The 19,859-nt window shown below is 68.3% G+C and carries 16 protein-coding genes; 8 read left to right on the plus strand and 8 right to left on the minus strand.

The genetic code is table 11. The features are described from left to right. Positions 1-78: 78 nt before the first annotated feature. Positions 79-1,365, minus strand: coding sequence for a YncE family protein (locus ACEXHE_RS10090; protein WP_374785701.1), 1,287 nt, complete (start codon positions 1,363-1,365; stop codon positions 79-81). Positions 1,366-1,529: 164 nt separating this feature from the next. Here ACEXHE_RS10090 and ACEXHE_RS10095 point away from each other — a divergent pair, with 164 nt between their 5' ends. Beyond that, positions 1,530-1,835 (plus strand): hypothetical protein, encoded by a 306-nt coding sequence (locus tag ACEXHE_RS10095; protein ID WP_091699096.1) that lies wholly within the window; start codon positions 1,530-1,532, stop codon positions 1,833-1,835. Between the two features lie 4 nt (positions 1,836-1,839). After that, complete coding sequence (locus ACEXHE_RS10100; protein WP_374785702.1) at positions 1,840-2,868, plus strand: prohibitin family protein; 1,029 nt, start codon at positions 1,840-1,842, stop codon at positions 2,866-2,868. A 48-nt stretch (positions 2,869-2,916) separates the two neighbouring features. Here ACEXHE_RS10100 and ACEXHE_RS10105 read toward each other — a convergent pair whose 3' ends face one another. From ACEXHE_RS10105 to ACEXHE_RS10120, 4 genes are read right to left on the minus strand one after another with little or no spacing between them, the layout of a single operon-like run. Then, positions 2,917-4,164, minus strand: coding sequence for a M20 family metallo-hydrolase (locus tag ACEXHE_RS10105; RefSeq protein ID WP_374785703.1), 1,248 nt, complete (start codon positions 4,162-4,164; stop codon positions 2,917-2,919). Between the two features lie 36 nt (positions 4,165-4,200). Continuing rightward, positions 4,201-5,838, minus strand: a complete 1,638-nt coding sequence (locus ACEXHE_RS10110; protein ID WP_374785704.1) for an amidohydrolase — start codon at positions 5,836-5,838, stop codon at positions 4,201-4,203. Then, positions 5,828-7,480, minus strand: a complete 1,653-nt coding sequence (locus ACEXHE_RS10115; RefSeq protein ID WP_374785705.1) for a thiamine pyrophosphate-dependent enzyme — start codon at positions 7,478-7,480, stop codon at positions 5,828-5,830. Before ACEXHE_RS10115 ends, ACEXHE_RS10110 begins: the two co-directional genes overlap by 11 nt. Before the next feature lie 41 nt (positions 7,481-7,521). Further along, positions 7,522-8,856, minus strand: a complete 1,335-nt coding sequence (locus tag ACEXHE_RS10120; protein WP_374785706.1) for an MFS transporter — start codon at positions 8,854-8,856, stop codon at positions 7,522-7,524. 210 nt (positions 8,857-9,066) lie between these two features. On the opposite strand from ACEXHE_RS10120, the gene ACEXHE_RS10125 reads away from it, so the two are divergent. After that, a complete protein-coding gene (locus ACEXHE_RS10125) occupies positions 9,067-10,149 on the plus strand; it encodes a PucR family transcriptional regulator (RefSeq protein WP_374785707.1) in 1,083 nt (360 codons plus the stop codon). On the opposite strand, the gene ACEXHE_RS10130 is transcribed toward ACEXHE_RS10125, so the two are convergent. Both ACEXHE_RS10130 and ACEXHE_RS10135 read right to left on the minus strand, forming a co-directional pair. Beyond that, positions 10,133-11,314: a glycosyltransferase family 4 protein gene (locus ACEXHE_RS10130; protein ID WP_374785708.1), complete on the minus strand. Its 1,182-nt coding sequence runs from the start codon at positions 11,312-11,314 to the stop codon at positions 10,133-10,135. The two genes, ACEXHE_RS10125 and ACEXHE_RS10130, sit on opposite strands and share 17 nt — an antisense overlap. Before the next feature lie 72 nt (positions 11,315-11,386). Continuing rightward, complete coding sequence (locus ACEXHE_RS10135; protein ID WP_374785709.1) at positions 11,387-12,613, minus strand: NAD-dependent epimerase/dehydratase family protein; 1,227 nt, start codon at positions 12,611-12,613, stop codon at positions 11,387-11,389. A 238-nt stretch (positions 12,614-12,851) separates the two neighbouring features. Between ACEXHE_RS10135 and ACEXHE_RS10140 the strand changes: the two genes are divergently transcribed. The 4 genes from ACEXHE_RS10140 (at position 12,852) to ACEXHE_RS10155 (ending at position 18,029) form a co-directional block, all read left to right on the plus strand. Next, positions 12,852-13,412, plus strand: coding sequence for a YceI family protein (locus ACEXHE_RS10140; protein ID WP_260060742.1), 561 nt, complete (start codon positions 12,852-12,854; stop codon positions 13,410-13,412). A 172-nt stretch (positions 13,413-13,584) separates the two neighbouring features. Further along, complete coding sequence (locus tag ACEXHE_RS10145; RefSeq protein WP_374785710.1) at positions 13,585-15,462, plus strand: amino acid transporter; 1,878 nt, start codon at positions 13,585-13,587, stop codon at positions 15,460-15,462. A 126-nt stretch (positions 15,463-15,588) separates the two neighbouring features. Continuing rightward, positions 15,589-17,001 (plus strand): hemolysin family protein, encoded by a 1,413-nt coding sequence (locus ACEXHE_RS10150; RefSeq protein WP_374785711.1) that lies wholly within the window; start codon positions 15,589-15,591, stop codon positions 16,999-17,001. Continuing rightward, positions 16,998-18,029 carry a CNNM domain-containing protein gene (locus tag ACEXHE_RS10155; RefSeq protein WP_374785712.1) on the plus strand — a complete coding sequence of 344 codons (1,032 nt, stop codon included), beginning with the start codon at positions 16,998-17,000 and terminating at the stop codon, positions 18,027-18,029. Before ACEXHE_RS10150 ends, ACEXHE_RS10155 begins: the two co-directional genes overlap by 4 nt. Before the next feature lie 98 nt (positions 18,030-18,127). On the opposite strand, the gene ACEXHE_RS10160 is transcribed toward ACEXHE_RS10155, so the two are convergent. Continuing rightward, positions 18,128-18,766: an HD domain-containing protein gene (locus tag ACEXHE_RS10160; RefSeq protein ID WP_285178555.1), complete on the minus strand. Its 639-nt coding sequence runs from the start codon at positions 18,764-18,766 to the stop codon at positions 18,128-18,130. A gap of 104 nt (positions 18,767-18,870) precedes the next feature. Between ACEXHE_RS10160 and ACEXHE_RS10165 the strand changes: the two genes are divergently transcribed. Further along, positions 18,871-19,845, plus strand: a complete 975-nt coding sequence (locus tag ACEXHE_RS10165) for a GlxA family transcriptional regulator (RefSeq protein ID WP_374785713.1) — start codon at positions 18,871-18,873, stop codon at positions 19,843-19,845. Positions 19,846-19,859 lie beyond the last annotated feature (14 nt).

Raw genomic sequence — 19,859 nt, forward strand, 5'->3', positions numbered from 1 at the left:
GGTCGGAATCATCCGGCCGGGGCCTTCTGCTGTGCGCGGCCGGCCCGTGTCAGTCCGGGCCGGCCCCCTCAGTCCCGATCAGTCCTGGTTGGCCGCCGCGTCCGAGCCGGCGCCGTCGGTGTCGTCGTAGACGCTCAGGGTGCCGCCGTAGTTGGCGACCCACACCTCACCGGTCAGCGCATCATGGGTCACGCCGATGGGGTGGTAGCCCGCGGGCTGGCGGTCCAGCTCCTCCAGAGTCTCGGCGTCGAACTTGGAGACGGTGTTCTCGAAGTAGTTGACCACGTACAGGGCCGTGCCGTCCTCCGAGATGTCCATGGTGCGTGGCTCGTCACCGGTGGCGGTGCTGTCCAGCACCTCGGCGGTGTCCGGGTCGATCTTCAGCAGCTGGTCCGCGCCGGTCACCACCAGGTACATGGTCTTCCCGTCCGCGCTGAGGGTCAGGTGACGGGGACGGTTCCCGGTGCGCAGGGCCACCTCGGACTCACCGGTCTCCAGGTCCACGCGGTAGACCTCATCCGCGTACATGGCGGTCACATAGGCCGTCCGGTTGTCCGGCAGCACCACGATCCCGCGGGGCATCGAGTTCAGCGGGATGCGCTTGGACTCCTCGGCGGACTCGGTGTCCACCACGGACAGGGACTTGTCACACCAGTTCGAGACCAGCAGCTGGGACTCGTCCGGGGTCAGCGCGACGTACTTGGGCACCCGGCCGACCCGGATGACCTGGTCCCAGTCCTCCTGCTCTGCGTTGTAGCGGTAGACCATGGACGGGGTGATGGCCTGGCCGTTGGTGCAGTTGTCCTCAGCGGTGGCGCCGTGGCCGTCCACCAGGTACTGCGAGACGTAGGCGTACCTGCCGTCCTGGGTCCACACGGCCTCCACGGGGGAGCCGCTGACCTTGCCGGAGAGGCCCTCCAGCTCGAACTCGTCTGCATCCACGGTGTCCGAGAGCTCCACCACCGGCGTGCGGGTGTGGACGTCATACAGCGTGACGTTGTGGCTGTACATCATGTTGTTGGTGATCATCAGGCCGTGATCGTTGGAGACCACCGACTTGGGCGTGATGTTGCCCTCCTCGACCGTCTCCAACGGGACCAGCCCCGTGGTGTTGGAGGCCGGGAAGTCCGGGCGCTCGGGCGCGGCTGAGGCGGACTCGCTCGGATCGCCCTCCTGGGAGGCAGCCGGGGAGGTGCCCTCGGCCGGGGAACCGGACGGAGCCGCCGTCGGGCCGGTCTGGGTGCCGGTCTCCTCCGGGGCGCTCTGCCCGGAGCAGCCTGTCAGCACCAGGGCGCTGGAGAGCATCAGGGGGACGAACAGCCTCGCGGCCGGGCGGATGGAGGTGCGGGCGGTGCGATCGGTCATGGTCCCCTCGGTGCTGTGCTGTGCTGTGCTGTGCTGTGGTGCAGTGCTCTCTGCACCCTAACCCGCAGGGGTGCGTGGGAACCGGTGCGGCACGGAGCGGCGGCAGTCTGCGCCAGACGAACTAGGGTGGATACCATTCGTCGACGGGAGAGGGAGGGACGATCGTGCATCCTGCGCTGCTGATGCTGCTCGTGACGCTCGTGGCCGTGCTCTCCTCCCTGGCCACCTGGTGGACGCTGCGAGGAAGCGGCGGCGACCGGGCCGACGTCGGACAGGGGGGACTGGTGCTCAGCGCCCGGGAACGGCGCATCACGGCCGCCGCCCTCGTGTCCGCGGCAGAGCGCACTGAAGGTGAGGCGACCGCCCTGCAGGAGGCCGGATTCGGTGCTGCCCGCGAGGCGATGGAGAACGCGCGGGAGATGAGGGAGCTCGCCGAGCGCCTGGGCCCGCCACAGATCGAGAGGGACTGAGGACATGGGTGAGGCGATCCTGGGGATCCTGCTGGTGGTGGTCGGGGTGCTGGCATTCCTGGCGGCCGGGCCGGTGGGACGGAAGCTGCGCGAACAGCATGCCGCGGCCGTGGCCAAGGCGGAGGCCAAGGGCAAGGACGCTCCGGAACACGCCACCGGCCGCATGGTCCCCACCCTGCTGCGCGTGGGCGGTGTGGCCGGTGTGGTGATCGGGCTGATCACCACGGTGGGCGGCATGGCCTACACCCAGGACGTGGGCGAGGTGAAGGTCCTGCGCTCCTTCACCGGTGAGGTGGCCGGCGTGGACACCACCGAGGGTCTGGCCTTCAAGGCCCCCTGGGTGGAGACCGTGGACTTCGACGTGCGCAACCAGCAGGCCATCTACAAGGGAGAGGGCTACGCCACCAGCGACGGCGAGATGGTCAACGGCCCCGAGATCACCTTCCAGGACAAGGACAAGGTGACCGGCAACGCCGACGTGGCCATCCGGTATTCGATCGACCCGGCATCGGTGGGCGAGATCTACCAGGAGTACCCCTCCCAGGAGGCGCTGACCGCCCGTCTGATCGACCAGGACATGCGCTCGGTGGTGCGCAACGCCTTCGCCGGTTACACCACGGCCGGAGTGCTGGAGCTGCGCGGGGAGCTGGAGCAGACCATCCGTGAAGGGCTCGAAGGACGGTGGGAGGGCACCGGGGTGATCGTGGAGTCCGTCGCGCTGCAGGGCATCCGCTACCCCCAGTCCACCCAGGACGGCTTCGCCCAGGCCCAGGAGTCGGCGACCTCGCTGAAGAAGGCCCAGGCCGACCTCGAGGTGCGCAAGGCCGAGGCGGAGCAGCGCAAGGTGGTGGCCCAGGGTGAGGCCGATGCCAACCGCATCCTCTCCGAGTCGCTTACCCCCGAAGTGCTCCAGCAGCAGTACAACGAGACGCTGATCGAGGTCGGCAAGGGCGGGAACCTGGTGGTGGTGCCCGAGGGGTCCACCCCGCTGATCGACACTGGACGCTCCGGCAGCGGGTCCGGCACGGACTGATCACTGCCGGGCGCCGAATGCCGGACGCTCACCGGGGAGCCGACGTGGTCAGCGTTCGGGGACGAACTCTCCTGTCACGACCCGCCCGACGACCTGCTCCAGCAGACGCAGGCCGGCCACCATGTCCTCGTCGCTGGTGTACTCCAGTTCGTTGTGGGTGATCCCTTCGGCGCTGGGGACGAACAGCATGATGGTGGGGACGTGGTCCTTCAGGTTGGTGGAGTCGTGTCCGGCCAGGGTCCGCACCACCCGGTGCTCGAGTCCGAGCTCGTCGGCGCAGGAGCGCGCCAGATCCATCCCGGCGCGATCGTAGGCCTTGGCCTCCCAGATGTGCTCGGCACCGCGCTCGATGCGCACACCTGAACGGGCCTGGATCCCCTCAATGCGTCGGCGCAGGTCTGCATCGGCGCGGGCCAGCCGGTCAGGGTCGGTGCTGCGCACATCGATGAGCAGGTCGACCTGGCTGGCGACCACCACCGGGGAGTTCGGGAAGACCGTGAACTCCCCGCAGGAGGTGATGACCATGCCGTCGTCATCCGTGTGATCCTCGGCGACCTCGCGCGCTGCGACCACCATCGAGGCGGCGGCGAACAATGCGTCCCGCCGGTCGGCGATCACCGTGGCACCTGTATGACTCTGCTCACCATGGACCGTGAACTCGTACTTGTTGGCGCCCCAGGTGGACTCCACCAGTCCGATCGTGGCTCCGGCATCCTCCAGTGACCGGCCCTGCTCGATGTGGATCTCCACGTAGGCGGCCAGGTCCACCGTGGTGTCCCCGATGGTCCCGATCGACTCCAGCGCCTCGCGGACCGTGATCCCGTGCGGGTCCTGAGTCTGCAGGGCCAGGTCCGCATCCAGCTTCCCCGTGAAGACCGAGCTGCCCATCATGGAAGGCTTGAACCGGCACCCTTCTTCGTTGAACCAGTTGACGACGGCGATGTTGAACACCGCGCCGCCCTCCGCCGTCACCCTGTCACGGACGGCGATGGCCGCATGGGCTGCGGCGAGGACGCCGTACGCGCCGTCGAACCGGCCGCCCAAGGGCTGAGAGTCCAGATGGGATCCGATGGCGACATACGGCGCGCCGGGGGCCAGCTCCAGCAGGGCGAACTGGTTGCCGATCTGGTCATACTCCACTGAGAACCCATGCCCCTCGCACAGTCCGCGGAACCAGTTGCGGGTCTGTCCGTCTGTGGGTGTGGCCGCTTGGCGGTCCACTCCGCCCCGAGGCGTGGCTCCGAACGAGCTCATGGACTGGAAGTCGGCGAGGAACAGCGTGGGATCGATGGTCATGGGGTCCTCCGTAGGGGCAGGTGGAACAGATGTGGGTCAGCGGCGGTATGTGCAGGAGCCGCCGACGAAGGTGGCAAGAATGTCGAGATCGTTGAGGTCGTCGGAAGCCAACGGGTCTGCGCTGAGCACCGTGATGTCGGCGAGCTTGCCGACGGTGAGGGTGCCGCGGTCGGCCAGCTGACCGTTGGCGCGGGCGGACCACTCCGTGTACGAGCGCAACGCCTGCTCGGGCGTCAGGGACTCCTGGGGGCCGATCACGGCACCGGACTCTGTACGCCGGTCGATCGCCGACTGCATGCCGCGCAGCATGTCGTTGTCGGCCACCGGAAGGTCGCTGGATCCGGCCAGGACGGCACCGGCCTCCACGAGGCTGCGGCCCCGGTAGAGCCAGGGGGTCCGCTCCTCGCCCAGGCGGTCGGACATCTGGTCGCCGATCGGCTCGAGGAAGCCCGCCTGGGGTGTCACGGCGATGCCCAGTCGCCCGGCACGTTCGATCTGCTCCGGCCGGGAGATGCCGAAGTGTTCGATGCGATTCGGGACAACGTGGGCGCCGTACGTCTCCTGACACTCTTCGATGAGGTCCAAGGCAAGGTCGATGGCGGCATCGCCGATGGCGTGGAGGGCGATCGGCCACCCGCTGCGATAGACCGAGTGGACACGCTCGCGGTACTGCTCCGGAGAGTCCAGGAGATAGCCCGTCTGGTGCTGATGCCCGCAGTAGGTCTCTGTCACAGCAGCGGTCTCCCCGAGGAGGGACCCGTCCATGAAGACCTTCACGTGCCCTAGACGCACATGGTCAGTGCCGAAGCCGAATGTCGGCCCCATATGCATCCCGAGGCCGCTGCCCGAGCCGTGGAAATCCTGCTGGTGGCCGTGGAGCTCCACCAGGGAGTCCAGAGCGGGCATCAGCTGGGCACGGGCATGAAGGCGACCGGTGCGAAGGGCCAACTGGTAGGCCGCGATCTCAATGGGGCTGTGTCCGATCCATCCGCCCCCGATCCCAGCTTCGGTGAAGCTCGTGATGCCCTTCTCGGCATAGCGTCGAGTGGCCGCGTCCAGAGCGTCAGCGATCTCTTCAGCGGCGTAGGGCAGCAGCAGACCCTGCAACAGGCTCTGAGCCGACTCCTCCACCAGCCCAGTGGGGCTTCCATTCGACCTCCGCACCACTGCACCGCCGGTGGGGTCCTGGAAATCCGGCTCCAGGGCACCGATGATCCGCAGGGTGTGGGTGTTGGTGATGGATGCATGCCCGGAGGTGTGACGGATGTACAGGGGGCGGTCGCCGGTGATCTCGTCGAGACGGTCGATGTCCGGGAACTGGCCGCCGTGGTGCTTCTGGTTGAAGCCAGTCCCGTGGATCCACGCGTCCGGGTGATCCTTCAGCCGGTGGACCTCCTCCTCGAGCATGCGGTAGAGATCGTCGAGGCCGCGCGCCGTGTCCAGCTGCACGGCCTGCAGGCTCAGTCCCCACCAGGTGGTGTGGCAGTGGGCGTCATTGAATCCAGGGACCAGGGTGGCGCCGGTGAACGTCTCTGTCCGGGCGGCAGAGCACCCGGTGAGCTGCTCGTCGAACCCCGAGATCCGGCCGTGCACGACGCCCATCCGGGTGGCCTGCCGGCGGTCGGGGTCCAAGGTGTGGATGCGGTCGGCCTCGATGATCAGGTCAAGATGCACGCTCGACCTCCTCTGCTGTCTCAGCGGTGCTCGGAGGGGTGGTCTGACGGTCGACGATCAGGTGGATCAGCGATGCCGTCCCGCTGGCCAGAGCCCGCTCGACGGCCCCGCGCACTTCGGAGGTCTCCTCGACCCTCTCCCCATGTCCGCCGAACGAGCGCATGGTGGCGGCGAAGTCCGGATTGACCAGATCGGTTCCGGAGACCCGCCCCGGATACTCGCGCTCCTGATGGAGCACGATGGTGCCGTAGCGGCCGTTGTCCACGACGACCACGAGGGGATTGGTCTGCTGAGCGACTGCAACGGCCAGTTCCTGTCCGTTCATCAGCAGATCACCGTCTCCGCAGACGGCCATCGTCTGACGTTCGGGATGGATGAGGCTGGCCGCCACGGCAGCGGGAACGCCAAGTCCCATGGCACCGTTGCGAGGACCGACGAGGCTGCCGGGCCCGTGGTGCGACAGGTACCGGTGACCCCACAGGGTGGCGTTGCCGGCGCCGTAGGTGCAGATCCGGTCCGGGGGCAGCAGTTCCTGGATGACGGCGAACGCCTCACCGAGATCAACACCCGAGTCCGGTGTCTCGGGACGGGGGGTGGCGAATCGTCGCTGCTCGGCGGCCAGGGTCCGCATCCACCCGTCTGTCCGGTCACCGCGCAGGGCGGCTGGATCCGTCTCGAGTGCGCTCACCAGAGCACGGGGGCTCGTCAGGACGAACTCGTCGATCCGTCCGCTGTGCATGGTCGCGTCCGGGTCCGTCAGCGCCAGGATGGTGGTGGCTCCGTGCCCGGCGGTGAACCCCTCGCTGAGCACATCGCTGCGACCGCACCCGATGAACACCAGGACGTCTGCCTCGTCGAGGTGACGGGCCAGGGAGTCTGATCGGCCGTAGCCGAGCCACCCGGCATACGCAGGGGAGTCGTGGGGAACAGCGTCATATGCCCGCCAGTCGGTGGCCGCGGGAATGCCGGCCGCCTCTGCCAGGCGTGCAAGGTCCCCGCCGGTAGATCCCAGCCAGCCATCCCCGCCCGCAATGATCAGAGGCTTCTGTGCAGCGCCGAGCAGCCGACGGATGCGTTCGATCTGGACCGAGCTGACGGCTGGCTCCGCCAGCGGACGAGGGGTGGGTGCCGGAACGTCCGTTCGCTTCACCAGCACGTCCTCGGGAAGGCCGACGACCACCGGCCCCGGGCGGCCTGAGGCGGCCGCGTGGAACGCCTCGGCCACGACGTCTCCTGCACGATCGGGGTCCTCGACCGTGAGGACACGTTTGGCCGTGGACCCGAACCAGCCTTCGAGGCTGAAGTCCTGGAAGGCCTCCCGGCCGCGATCGTCGACTGGGACCAGTCCCACCATCAACACCATGGCGGTGGCGTCCTGCCAGGCGGTGTGGACCGCGATCATGGCGTTCGCAGCACCGGGTCCACGGGTGACCATGGCGACTCCCGGGCGACCGGTGAGCCGGCCTTCGGCCAGAGCCATGAAGCCCGCACCTCCCTCTTGGCGGCACACGACCGTGTTGACGGTGGCATCGTGCAACCCGTCCAGCACGTCGAGGTAGCTCTCTCCGGGGACCACGTAGACGCGCTCCACGTCGTGTGCTGTCAGGGTCTCAACGATCAGGTGTCCGGCTGAGCGCGGCACGCGATCACTCCTTCGGGGGACTAGGTGGGGGCAGCGGGATGTCAGTGCTTGAAGCCGGGCAGATCCACGCTCATACGCGGGGACATCAGTGCCGAAGCGGCGGTGAACAGGGAGAGGAAGATGAGCAGTGCCGCTGCCGGCCACCAGTGGTTCGCGGCAGCAGCGACCATGGCCGTGGCGGCCAGGGGGATGAAACCCGAGAGCATGCCGGCGACATTCTGCGCCATTCCCACGCCGGTGTATCGGTAGGTGGCGGGGAACAGACCCGTCAGGATGGTCCCGGATGCGGCATAGGGGACGGAGAGCGTGCTCACGGCGAGCGTCATGCCTGTGACCGCCAGCAGATCGTTGCCGCTGCCGATCATGAGGAAGGCCGGCCACGTCAGCACCGCCGAACCGATGCCGCCCCACAGGATCACCTTGCTGGCGCCGAAGCGGGCTCCGGCCCGACCGGCGAGGACGAGGACGGGGATCTCCACCGCTGCCGCTACCAGACCGCCCAGCAGCATGGTGGTCCGGTCATAGTCGAGGTGGGTGACGCCGTACCAGACCACGAACGCCGTGACCAGGTAGAAGCCGCCGATGCCCAGCAGGCCGGCCTGCATGCCGACCAGAATGTGGCGCCAGTACCCCTTGAAGGTCTCACGCACGGGAGCCTGGGCCGTCTGACCGGATTCTTGGAGCTCTACGAAGACCGGAGACTCCTCCAGCTTGCTCCGGATGTACAGGGCGATCAGCAACATGGGGATGGCGGCCAGGAACGGCAGGCGCCAACCCCAGGCGTCGAAGGACTCCTGTGTCATCCACAGCGCCAGCAGGTAGAAGGCCCCGGAGGACAGGATGGTTCCGATCGGCGAGCCGATCTGCGGGATGGCGGCGTAGATCGCCCGCTTCTCCAAGGGGGCGTTCTCCACGACGATCGTCATGGCCCCAGACCACTCACCGCCCACGAACAGCCCTTGGAGGATCCGGAGCAGGACCAGCAGGAGAGGGGCGGCCAGGCCGATGGCCTCGTACGTGGGCAGCATGCCGATGAGCCCGGTGACCATTCCGATGCCGACAATGGTGATCATCAGCACCTTCCGGCGACCGATCCGGTCTCCCAGATTTCCGAAGATCATGCCTCCGATGGGGCGAGCGGCCAGCCCGACGCCGAAGGTGGCGAACGAGGACAGCGCCGCAGCGGTGGCGTTCTCCGTGTGGAAGTACTGCACGTTGAAGACGATGGCGGCGGCTGCGCTGAAGAGGAAGAAGTCGTACCACTCCAGGGCGGTGCCGATCAGCGCTCCGGCGGCGACCTTGTTGGCCTCCTTGGTGGTGAGCTGCTGGGTGGCCCCATATTCGATCTGGGCCGTCGATGGGGACGGTGCGGACATGATGATCCCTTCAAGACTGTGATCCGACTCACGTCGGTGCGACGACACCCAGTCTTCACTCGATATCCGCACAGTTCAGCCGACCGATGCCCCTTATTGAGCTCACTGAATTGGGCATGTGCACATATACTGGCCTGTATGGCGGACTCACCCCTGTTGGCGGAACCACTGCCAGGAGATCAACGGCGTTGGTCAGCGCTCCTGGACCGGATGGATCTGACGGCCCTGACTCATCGGTTTCTGGAGCAGGTGCGCGGGATCCCGGACTACGCGGACCCGCCTCTGCCGTGGGCCCAGATCTCGCAGGACGCTCTGGAGTCGTTCTCCCAGTTGGTCTCCTGCCTGCGCACCGGTGACTCGTCCCATTTGGCGAGCGTCGCCACCCAGGTCGGCGTGACACGGGCCCGCGCGGGGATCCCGTTGGCCTCGCTGCTCACCGCCATCCGCCTGGACTTCTCCCTGCTGTGGCAGGAGCTGATCGCGGTGGGCCGTCCGGATGAGGCGGCCATCCTGCTGCGGCATGCCTCGGTGGTCTCCGAGGTGGTGGAGAAGTACATCCAGCAGACCCAGCACGCCTATCTCACCGAGGAGAGGAGGATGGCCGACGATGTGGCCTCGGTCCGCCGCGGCCTGGTCGCTGAACTGCTCTCAGACCAGCCTCAGAGCCAGGACCGGCTCCTGCAGGTGGGTCAGCAGCTGGAGATCGGAGTGAACTGGAAATTCACGGTCTTCGCTGCCTTCGAGGATCAGACGGCGGGACTGCGCGTGGAGTCGGCCAATCTGGAGCGTCAGGGAGCTCAGGTGTTGACCGCTCACCATGGCAGTGCTCTGGTGCTCATCGCTCCGCACAACCCGGCTCAGGCTCCCCGCGAGCTGACGGCGGTCCAGGCGTTGCGGGTAGGCATGGTCGATCAGGTGACCGGGCTGTCGCGTCTGGGTGCTGCCGCACGCATGGCGGAGCAGTTGGCAACAGTGTTCGAGCCGCACGAGACCGGTGTGATGACCCCGGTGCGCGGTTGGTCCCGGCTGGTCCGACAGCAGGTCCTGCAGACACCGCTGGCGGGGATCATCACGCTGGACGGCTTCCAGTCGGCCTGCGGCCCGGCGGAGCGGGAGGCGATCGAGTCCACGGTGCGCTCCTTCCTGCTCACCGGCAGTGTGGCGGCCACGGCGGCCCAGCTGTACTGTCACCGCAACACGGTCACCAACCGTCTGCGCCGCTTCGCCGAGCTGACGGGGATCGACCTGATGATCCCGGCTCAGGCGGCGCGCGCGGTCATCGCCTTCGCCTGAGTCCTGGACGGACCTTCGTCCGGGGAGCGCACCGGGCGTGCACCTGGACGGCCTTCTCGTAGTGCCGCACCAGCGCCTCGGTGGACGCCCGCCAGGAATGCAGCTCGGACTCGGCCCGCGCCGCGGCGGACATCCTCGAGCGCAGACCACCGTCCGTGAGCACGCGGCTGAGGCGGTCCACCCAGCCCGGCACATCGGCTGGCTCCACCAGGAAGCCGGTGGCGCCGTCGTCGATCACGAAGGGGATCCCGCCCGCCCGGGCTCCCACCACCGGCACGCCCGAGGCCATGGACTCCAGCGCCACCAGACCCAGGGTCTCCGTGGTGGAGGGGAAGGCGAACACGTCCGCGCTGGCATAGGCCGCCGCCAGATCCGCCCCGGACAGGTACCCCGTGAAGGTGGTGGAGGCCGGATCCAGCAGGCGCTCGAGCTCGGCGCGGTGCGGGCCCGAGCCCACCATGGCCAGGCGGGCACCCGGCACGCGCTCGCGGACGCCGCGCATCACCTCCGTCAGGGTGTCCAGGTCCTTCTCCCGGCTCATCCGCCCCACGTACATCACCAGCGGCGCGTCCGGGTGACCGTCGGTGAGCCGGACGCGCATCTGCTCGGAGCGGTGCTGCGGACGGTAGCCCACGGTGTCCACGGCCTTGGGCCACAGATCCACCCGGCGGATGCCGACCTCCCGTGCGGCCTGGACCATGGGGCCGGAGGTGCACAGGTTCACCTCGGCCTGGTTGTGGAGCATGCGGATCCAGCTCTCGGCCGGATGCCGGGACCACCCCACCCGCAGCGACTCCGTGTACTGCGGGACATCGGTGTGGAAGCTGGCCAGCAGCGGAAGATCGCGCCGCCGGGCCGAGAGCACCCCGTAGGCGGCCAGCCACACCGGGTTCACCGTGTGCACCACGTGGGGGCGGAAGGACTGCATCCGGCGGGCGATGTTCGGCGTGGGGAAACCGACGGTGATCTCCGGGTAGAGCGGACGCAGTGAGGCACCGCGCACCCGCACCACCTCGAACCCGGCGTACTGGGCCGGCGGATCCCCCGGCGCGAAGAGCAGCACCTCGTGTCCCAGCTCGGCCAGCTGCTCCAGGGTGCGGGTGACCCGGGTGACCACCCCGTCGATCTTGGGGAGGAACACCTCGGTGAACATCGCGATCCGCATGGTCTCCTCGGTCCGGGGTGGGCAGGCACGGCGAGCCGACGGCGTCAGGCGCCGGCCGCCGTCGGGACGATCTCAGCCGGCCGGCTGGGCGGTGACCGAGGAGGGGATGCCCGCCTGCTGGTTCCGGGTCCAGGTGCTGGTGGCCGGGATGCGGTCCAGGTCCGCGCGGTCCCGGTACCGGCGGGCGATCTGCTCCACCTCGCGCAGCAGCCCCTCGGAGAGCGTGGTCGGTTCCAGGCCCAGGTCCAGGAACGCCTGGTTGACCACGTGCAGCTCGTTCTCGGCCGACTCGTGGCGCGGGTTGGGCACCATCTCCACGGTGGCCCCGGCGATCCGGGCGACCATCTCGGCCAGGTCCCGCACGCGGTGGGTCTCGGTCATCTGGTTGAAGATCTTGACCCGATCTCCGGCGGCCGGCGGGTTCTCCAGGGCGATCTGCACGCAGCGGACCATGTCCTGGATGTGGATGAACGCCCGGGTCTGACCGCCGGTGCCGTGCACGGTCAGCGGGTAGCCCACGGCGGCCTGCATCAGGAAGCGGTTGAGCACGGTGCCGTAGTCGCCGTCGTAGTCGAACCGGTTGATCAGCCGCTCATCCCGCTGGGTCTGCTCGGTGTGCGTGCCCCAGATGATGCCCTGGTGCAGGTCGGTGATGCGCAGGGCGTCGTTCTTGGCGTAGTAGGCGAACAGGTGCTGATCCAGGACCTTGGTCATGTGGTAGATCGAGCCCGGGTTGGTGGGGTACAGGATCTGCTGTGGGATCCGCTGCGGCTGCTCCTGGGTGGAGTCCTCCGCGCGCACCTCCACGTCCAGGTAGCCCTCGGGGATCTTCATCCCGGCGGTGCCGTAGCCGTAGACGCCCATGGTCCCCAGGTGCACCACGTGGATGTCCAGACCGGACTCCACCACGGCGCAGAGCAGGTGGTGGGTGGCGTTGACGTTGTTGTCCACGGTGTACCGCTTGGTGCGCGGAGACTTCATGGAATAGGGCGCCGCGCGCTGCTCGGCGAAATGCACGACGGCGTCCGGTTGCCACGAGCGCAGGAAGTCCAGCAGCGCCTCATAGTCCTGGGCGATGTCGATGAACTCGAACCCGATCCGGTTCCCGGAGACCTCCTCCCAGGCCGCTCGACGCTCGGAGAGCGGGCGGATGGGGGTGAGCGACTGGACCTGCAGCTGCTCGTCGATGGTGCGCCGGGAGAGGTTGTCCACGATGGTGACCTCATGGCCGAGGTCGGACAGGTGCAGGGACGCGGGCCAGCCACAGAAGCCGTCCCCTCCCAGGATCGCGATCTTCACAGCTGGACTCCTCTGCGCGTGGGCGGTGGGACTGAGACTAGCCAAGGCACGGTGGGGGAACGGTGAACCGCAGGTGTCCGCGCGATGGCGTTCTCGGACTCGATGCTCTCACCCCTGGTCAGGAGGGGGTGATCAGTGTCACAGGCGATGCGGAATAGATCCGGCGGGAGTACAGTTCTATTCAAAGTTGAACAAAACCGAGCGGCCGACGTGGTCGCCGATCTCACGAGGAGAACACATGACCACCCTGACCCCCGGCACCTGGAACCTGGACCCCACCCACACCGACGTCGCCTTCACCGTGCGCCACGCCGGCATCTCCAAGGTCCGCGGCACCTTCACCGCCGTGGAGGGCAACCTCACCGTCAACGATTCGTTCTCGGCCTCCTCGGTGGACATCACCATCGACATGGGCTCGATCAACACCGGTGAGCCCAACCGCGACGGCCACGTCAAGGGAGAGGACTTCTTCGATGTGGAGAAGAACCCCACCATGCGCTTCGTCTCCACCGAGGTCCGTGGCGAGGGCGAGGAGTTCACCCTGGTCGGCGACCTGACCATCAAGGGCATCACCCGCCCGGTCGAGCTGGAGGCCGAGTTCGGCGGCCAGACCGTGGACGCCTTCGGCATGACCCGCGCCGGCTTCGAGGCCAAGGGCGAGATCTCTCGCAAGGACTTCGACATCACCTGGAACGCACCGCTGCAGTCCGCCGCCGGCGGCGTGCTGGTCTCCGACAAGGTCAAGATCGAGATCGACGCCTCCTTCGTGCTCCCCGGTGAGGACGCCGCTCAGGCCTGATCCGAGTGCAGTGAGCTGAGCTGATCAGCTCGCCCCCGCAACTGGAGGTCAGTTGTCACGCCCATCGCCCCGTTCTCGGGACGGTGAGGTGGACAACTGACCTCCAGTTCGTTCTGGGGTGGGCGGGGGTGCGCCCTGGCGGTGGGTTGACGGCAGGTCTACTGTTCACGCTGTGCATGAGCACCCGAGCACTCTGAGGTCCTGGTGGCTGGCCGATCCCGTGCAGGATGAGGCGGGACCGAGCGGCCCGGGGGCCCGTCCGCACCCTGACCCTCACGAGGGGCATCCGTGGTGGCAGGTGATGTGCCTGTCCGGCCTCGACTACTTCTCCACGCTGGGCTACCAGCCGGCCATCGCGGCTCTGGCAGCCGGACTGCTCTCTCCTGTGGCCACGTTCGTGCTGGTGCTGGTCACCTTGGGTGCCGCTCTGCCCATGTACCGCCGGGTGGCGCGGGAGTCCCCCCATGGACAGGGCTCGATCGCGATGCTGGAGCGGCTGCTGCCCCACTGGCGCGGCAAGCTGCTGGTCCTGGTCCTGCTGGGCTTTGCGGTCACTGACTTCATGATCACCATCACGCTCTCGGCCGCGGACGCCTCTGCGCACCTGATCGCGAACCCCTTCGCTCCTCAGACTCTGGAAGATCACCAGCTGGGCGTCACGCTGGTCCTGATCCTCGGTCTGGTACTGGTCTTCCTGCGTGGGTTCCGGGAGGTCATGGGCCTGGCTGTCGTCCTGGTGGCCGGATTCCTGACCGTGAACGCCGCCGTCATCCTCACCGGCCTGTGGCGCATCGCCACCCAGCCGGCCGTCGTCGGGAACTGGTGGGAGAGTCTCTCCGCCGCCCAGGGCGACCCGGTGATGGCCGTGGCGCTGGCGCTGATCGTGTTCCCCAAGCTGGCGCTGGGACTGTCCGGGTTCGAGACCGGTGTGGCGGTGATGCTGCAGATCAGGGGAGGTGTGCACGACACCCGTGAACGGCCGGCCGGGCGGATCCGCGGGACCCAGCGGCTGCTGACCACCGCGGCCGTGACCATGTCCGGCTTCCTGTTCTCCTCCTCCCTCGTCACCACGCTGCTCATCCCGCACGAGCGGTTCCTGCCGGGAGGAGAGGCGAACGGGCGGGCGTTGGCCTATCTGGCCCACGAGTTCTTCGGTGACCTGTGGGGCACGGTGTACGACGTGCTAACGATCGGAATCCTCTGGTTTGCCGGTGCCTCCGCGATCGCCGGTCTGCTGAACCTCATTCCGCGGTACCTGCCCCGTGACGGCATGGCCTCGGAGTGGGTCCGTACCCCACGCCTTCTGGTGCTGATCATCGCCGTGGCCGCCGTGCTGATCACCGTGGTGTTCGACGCCTCCGTGGATGCCCAGGGCGGGGCCTATGCCACGGGGGTCCTGGTGCTGATGACCATGGCGGCGCTGGCCGTCACGCTCTCAGCTCGGCGCCGGGGGGAGCACCGAGGCGCGGTCTTCATGGGCGTGGTGACCACGGTGTTCGTCTACACCACGGTGGCCAATGTCATCGAACGGCCGGATGGCCTGCGAGTGGGATTGGCGTTCATCGGGGTGATCGTGGTGCTGTCCTTCCTCTCCCGGTTCCTGCGGACGGCAACCGTCCGGGGCATCGCCGTGGAGCTGGATCCGACCGCGGTGGCCTGGCTGGCGGAGGCTGCAGGGAAGGGACAGGTGCGGCTGATCGCCCACGAGACACGCCTGTCCCGGACGGAGTCGGCCAGCCGGTACCGGCAGAAGCTGCACCACATGCGCCTGGCCGCCAACATCCCCCATCCCTCCCGGGCACTGTTCCTGGAGGTGCGGGTTGCCGACTACTCCGACTTCATCACGCACACCACGGTTCGGGGTGTGGAACGCAGGGGCTTCCGCGTGCTCAGTGTGGACGGGACCAGCGTGCCCCGGACCACACCCGCCGACCGTGGGTGCACGTGGGCTGAGGCGGGTTGCGGGCCCGGGCGTGTGGGAAGGCTGTGGCGGTGCAGACGGGATGTCGGTAAAATTCTCCCGTTGACCTGTCCCCGAACACGGAGTTGAGAAACCCCAGATGAATCGATCACTGCCGCGCACCGGGTCGTCCGACGACCCGGGCGACAGTTGTAGTTGCACGTACGCCGAACCTGCTGATCTGACGCAGTCCGGCCCGAGGATCGGGGGCCGGAGGTGATCGACTCCATCCTGCTCCTGGTGGGCGGCCTGGCCGTGATCGGCGTGATCATCGCCGCCAACGGCTACTTCGTGGCCCAGGAGTTCACGTACATGTCCGTGGACCGGGTCCGCCTCCGGGCCGAGGCCAAAGCCGGAGACGCCGCCGCCGAACGGGCCCTGAAGGTCACCGGCCGCACCTCCTTCATGCTCTCCGGCGCCCAGCTGGGCATCACCGTGACCGGCCTGCTGGTCGGCTATGTGGCCGAACCGATGGTCGGCCAGGCCCTGTCCGACATCCTCGGCGGTGCGGGCATCCCGGCGGCCGTGACCATCGGCGTCAGCACCGTGGGCGTGCTGGCCCTGGCCACCGTGGTCCAGATGATCTTCGGTGAGCTGTATCCGAAGAACCTGGCCATCGCCAACCCCGGTCCGCTGGCCCGGGCGCTGGCCCGCTCCACGCTGATCTACCTGAAGGTGTTCGGCTGGCTGATCGTGGTCTTCGACAAGTCCGCCGATGCCCTGCTGCGTCTGCTGCGGATCGAGCCCGTGCATGACGTGGACACCACGGCCACCGCCGAGGACCTGGACCGGATCGTGGCCGACTCCCGTGAGAGCGGAGACCTGCCGGAGGAGTTCTCCATCCTGATCGACCGCATCCTGGACTTCCCGTCCGAGGACGTGGAGCACGCCATGATCCCGCGTGCCCGGGTGGATGTGGTCGGCCCGGAGACCACCGTGGGAGAGGTCCGTGCGCTCATGGCGCAGGCCCACACTCGCTACCCCGTGGTGTCCGCCCAGCAGGAGCCGCTGGGTGTGGTGCACCTGATCGACCTGCTGGAGCGTCCCGTGGACGACCCGGCCCCCGTCACGGAGCTGATGCGGGAACCCCTGGTGGTGCCCACGCTGATGCCCCTGCCGGACGCCCTCGAGGAGCTCTCCAGCACCCGGAATCAGATGGCTTGTGTGATCGACGAGTACGGCGGCTTCGCCGGGGTCCTCACCGTGGAGGACCTGGCCGAGGAGCTGGTCGGCGAGCTCACCGACGAGCATGACACCGACCCGGCCCCCGAGGTGGAGTCCGAACGCGATGACACCTGGCGCCTGGCCGGCGACGTCCACGTGGACGAGCTGGAGCGGGCCGTGGGACACCCGTTGCCGGAGGGTGACTTCGAGACCGTGTCCGGACTCGTCATCGCCGAACTGGGCGAGTTGCCCGAGGAGGGTCAGCAGGTGAGGATCGCGTTGCCGGACGATCCACGGGACCTGTCCCTGGACGAGCCGCTGCACCGCGACCTCATCGTCGAGGTGACCGAGGTCAGCCGTCACGTCCCCAGTGAATTGGTGGTGCGCCTGGAGGAGATCCCCGGCGCCCGGCCGGAGCCGTCGGAGATGGCGGACAGCGCAGATGAGAGCGAGGCAGGACGATGATGCAGAATCCCCTGATCGTCACTGCGGTGACCGCGGCGCTGATCGTGCTCAGCGCGATGTTCGTGATCATCGAGTTCTCGCTGCTGGGTGCTCGCCGCCATCGGCTGGAGGAGGACGCGCAGACCAGCCGCTCGGCCCGGTCTGCCCTGAGCAGCATCAATGAGCTCACTGTCATGCTCGCCGGGGCCCAGCTGGGCATCACGGTGTGCACCTTCGCGCTCGGTGCCGTGACCAAACCCGCTGTCGATGCCTGGCTCGGACCGGTCCTGAGCGGCTGGGGTGTGCCGGAACAGATCGCGGACACTGCCGCGTTCCTGCTCTCCCTGCTGTTCGTGACCTTCCTGCACCTGGTGGTCGGCGAGATGGCGCCCAAGTCCTGGGCCATCGCGCATCCCGAGACCGCGGCCAAGGTGACGGCCGGTCCCACCCGGGCCTACATCTGGTTCCTGCGTCCGCTGCTGATCTGGGTCAACAAGGTGGCCAATCGCCTGGTGGCCGCCAGCGGCGTGACCCCGGTGGATCGCGCCGCCGTGGGAGGCCAGGACGCGGAGACCATCCGCCATCTGGTGGAGCATTCGGCCTCAGAGGGCGCGCTGGAGCCGGAGTACCACGGTCAGCTGGCCGGGGTGTTCGAGCTGCAGGACCGGACGTTGGGTGATCTGCTGGACCGGCAGGCCACGCCCACGGCGGTGCTGCCGGACGCCACGGTGGCGGACCTGCAGGCCGCGGCCTCCCGCACCGGACACCTGCGCATCCTGATCGCCGACCCCCAGGGCGGTGCGCCGGGCGTGGTGCATGTACGCGACACCCTGATGGAACCCGTCGATCGCAGGGCCTCCGAGCTGGCTCGCCCGGCCTTCACCCTGCCTGCGCAGACCCCGCTGCATGAGGCCCTTGCGGCACTGCGTCAGCAGGGCGAGCAGCTGGTGGCGGTGATGGACCAGGACCGGTTCGTGGGTGTGGTCACCGTGGCCGACTTCCTGCAGCGGATCCTGGTGACCCCCAACGGGTCCGCCGGAACGGTCTGATCAACCACCTCAACCCAGAGGAACGACGACGGCCACGGCCTGACAGATCAGTCAGGCCGTGGCCGTTCGGTCACCAGGGTGAGGTCACCGGGGCGAGATCACTCGGCCCAGTCGGACTCCTGGATGACCTTGACGAAGTCTCCGCGCTCGAAGCCGGGCAGGAAGTGCTGGAGCACATCGGCCTTGACGTTGCCGAAGGTGGTGTCCGGGCGGTCCTTGAGGCCCTCGGTGAAGGCGGCCAGGATCTCCTTCTTGAAGTTCGGGCGGGGGTGGGCCTCCACCACGGAGGCGCGCTGCTCGTCGGTGATGGCGTCGTAGCCGATCCCCAGCACGTCCAGCTCCACGCCGCGGGTCACCAGGGCGACCTCCGGGGCCATGTGCAGCGGGATCTCCGGGGTGGTGTGCAGGGCGATGGCCTGCCAGACCTTGTCCGCTGCGTCCTCGGCGATGCCGTGGCCGGTCAGGAACTCGCGGGCCACGTCGGCGGCGTCGATCTCGAAGCGCTGGTGGGTGGTCCGGTACTTCTCGGTCAGGCCCAGGTCGTGGAACATGGCGCCCACGTAGAGCAGCTCGGGATCGTAGTCGAGGCCCTGCTCCTGGCCGCGCAGGGAGCCGAACAGGTAGACACGGCGGGAGTGGTTGAACACCAGGTCGGTGGCCACGTCGCGCACGAGCTCGGTGGCCTCACGGGCCAGGGTGCTGTCGGGGATGGTGATGCCGGCGATGGTCTCCGCCATGGCGGTCCTCCTTGAGTCATCGGGTTGCTGGACTGGTTCCAGCATGACTCGGGCGGCTACCGTGTTGCCATGTCTGATCGGCCAAGAGCACCTCGGAATCGGACATGACGCACCGGATCGGGATCGTCGTGTTCGACGGCATGACGCTGCTGGACGCCAGCGGTCCGGCCGAGGTCTTCCATCTGGCCCAGTGGTCGGGCGGACCGTACGAGGTGGAGTTCGTCTCGACCTCTGGTGGGCCCGTGGTCTCCACCTCCGGCGTCACAGTCGACTCGAGCGCCGTCGCGAACACCCCCGCCGGCCTGGACACCGTGCTCGTGGCCGGTGGACCCACCCTGGCCACCGACCCCGTGGATCCCTCCCTGCTGCAGACCGTGCGGCAGCTGGCCGAGCACGCCGGGCGAGTCGCCTCGGTCTGCACCGGAGCGTTCGTCCTGGCCGAGCTGGGCCTGCTGGACGGGCGTCGGGCCACCACGCACTGGCGCCATGCCGCCACCCTGGCCCGGCGATACCCGCGGATCAGCGTGGAGCCGGACGTCATCCACATCCGCGACGGACGGTTCCTCACCTCCGCCGGCATCAGTGCCGGGATCGATCTGGCCCTGGCCCTGGTGGAGGAGGACGCCGGGGCGGAGGCGGCCCGTGCCGTGGCGCAGGAGCTGGTGATGTTCATGCAGCGGCCGGGCGGCCAGTCCCAGTTCTCCGCCGCGCTGAGCGGTCCGCTCGCCCAGGACAGTGTGCTGCGCGAGCTGATGGAGTCCGTCCAGGCCGATCCTGCGGCCCAGCACACCGTCTCCGGGATGGCCGACCGTGCCGGGGTGAGTGTGCGTCATCTGAATCGGCTGTTCCGCGCGGAGACGGGGACCACGCCGTCCCAGTGGCTCGAGCGTGTGCGGCTGGATGCCGCCCGGGCGCTGATCCTGGAGGGGCACACCGTCACTCGGGTGGCCCAGCGCAGCGGATTCGGCTCGGATGAGACTCTGCGCCGGGCCTTCGCCCGCCAGTTGGGCACCACCCCCACGGCGTTCCGAGAGCGCTTCGCCACCACGGCACCGGGTGCCCGCTGGACCCTAGACTGACATCCGAGCCGACC

Source organism: Micrococcus sp. IITD107 (genome assembly GCF_041927415.1).
Lineage (GTDB): Bacteria > Actinomycetota > Actinomycetes > Actinomycetales > Micrococcaceae > Citricoccus > Citricoccus terreus.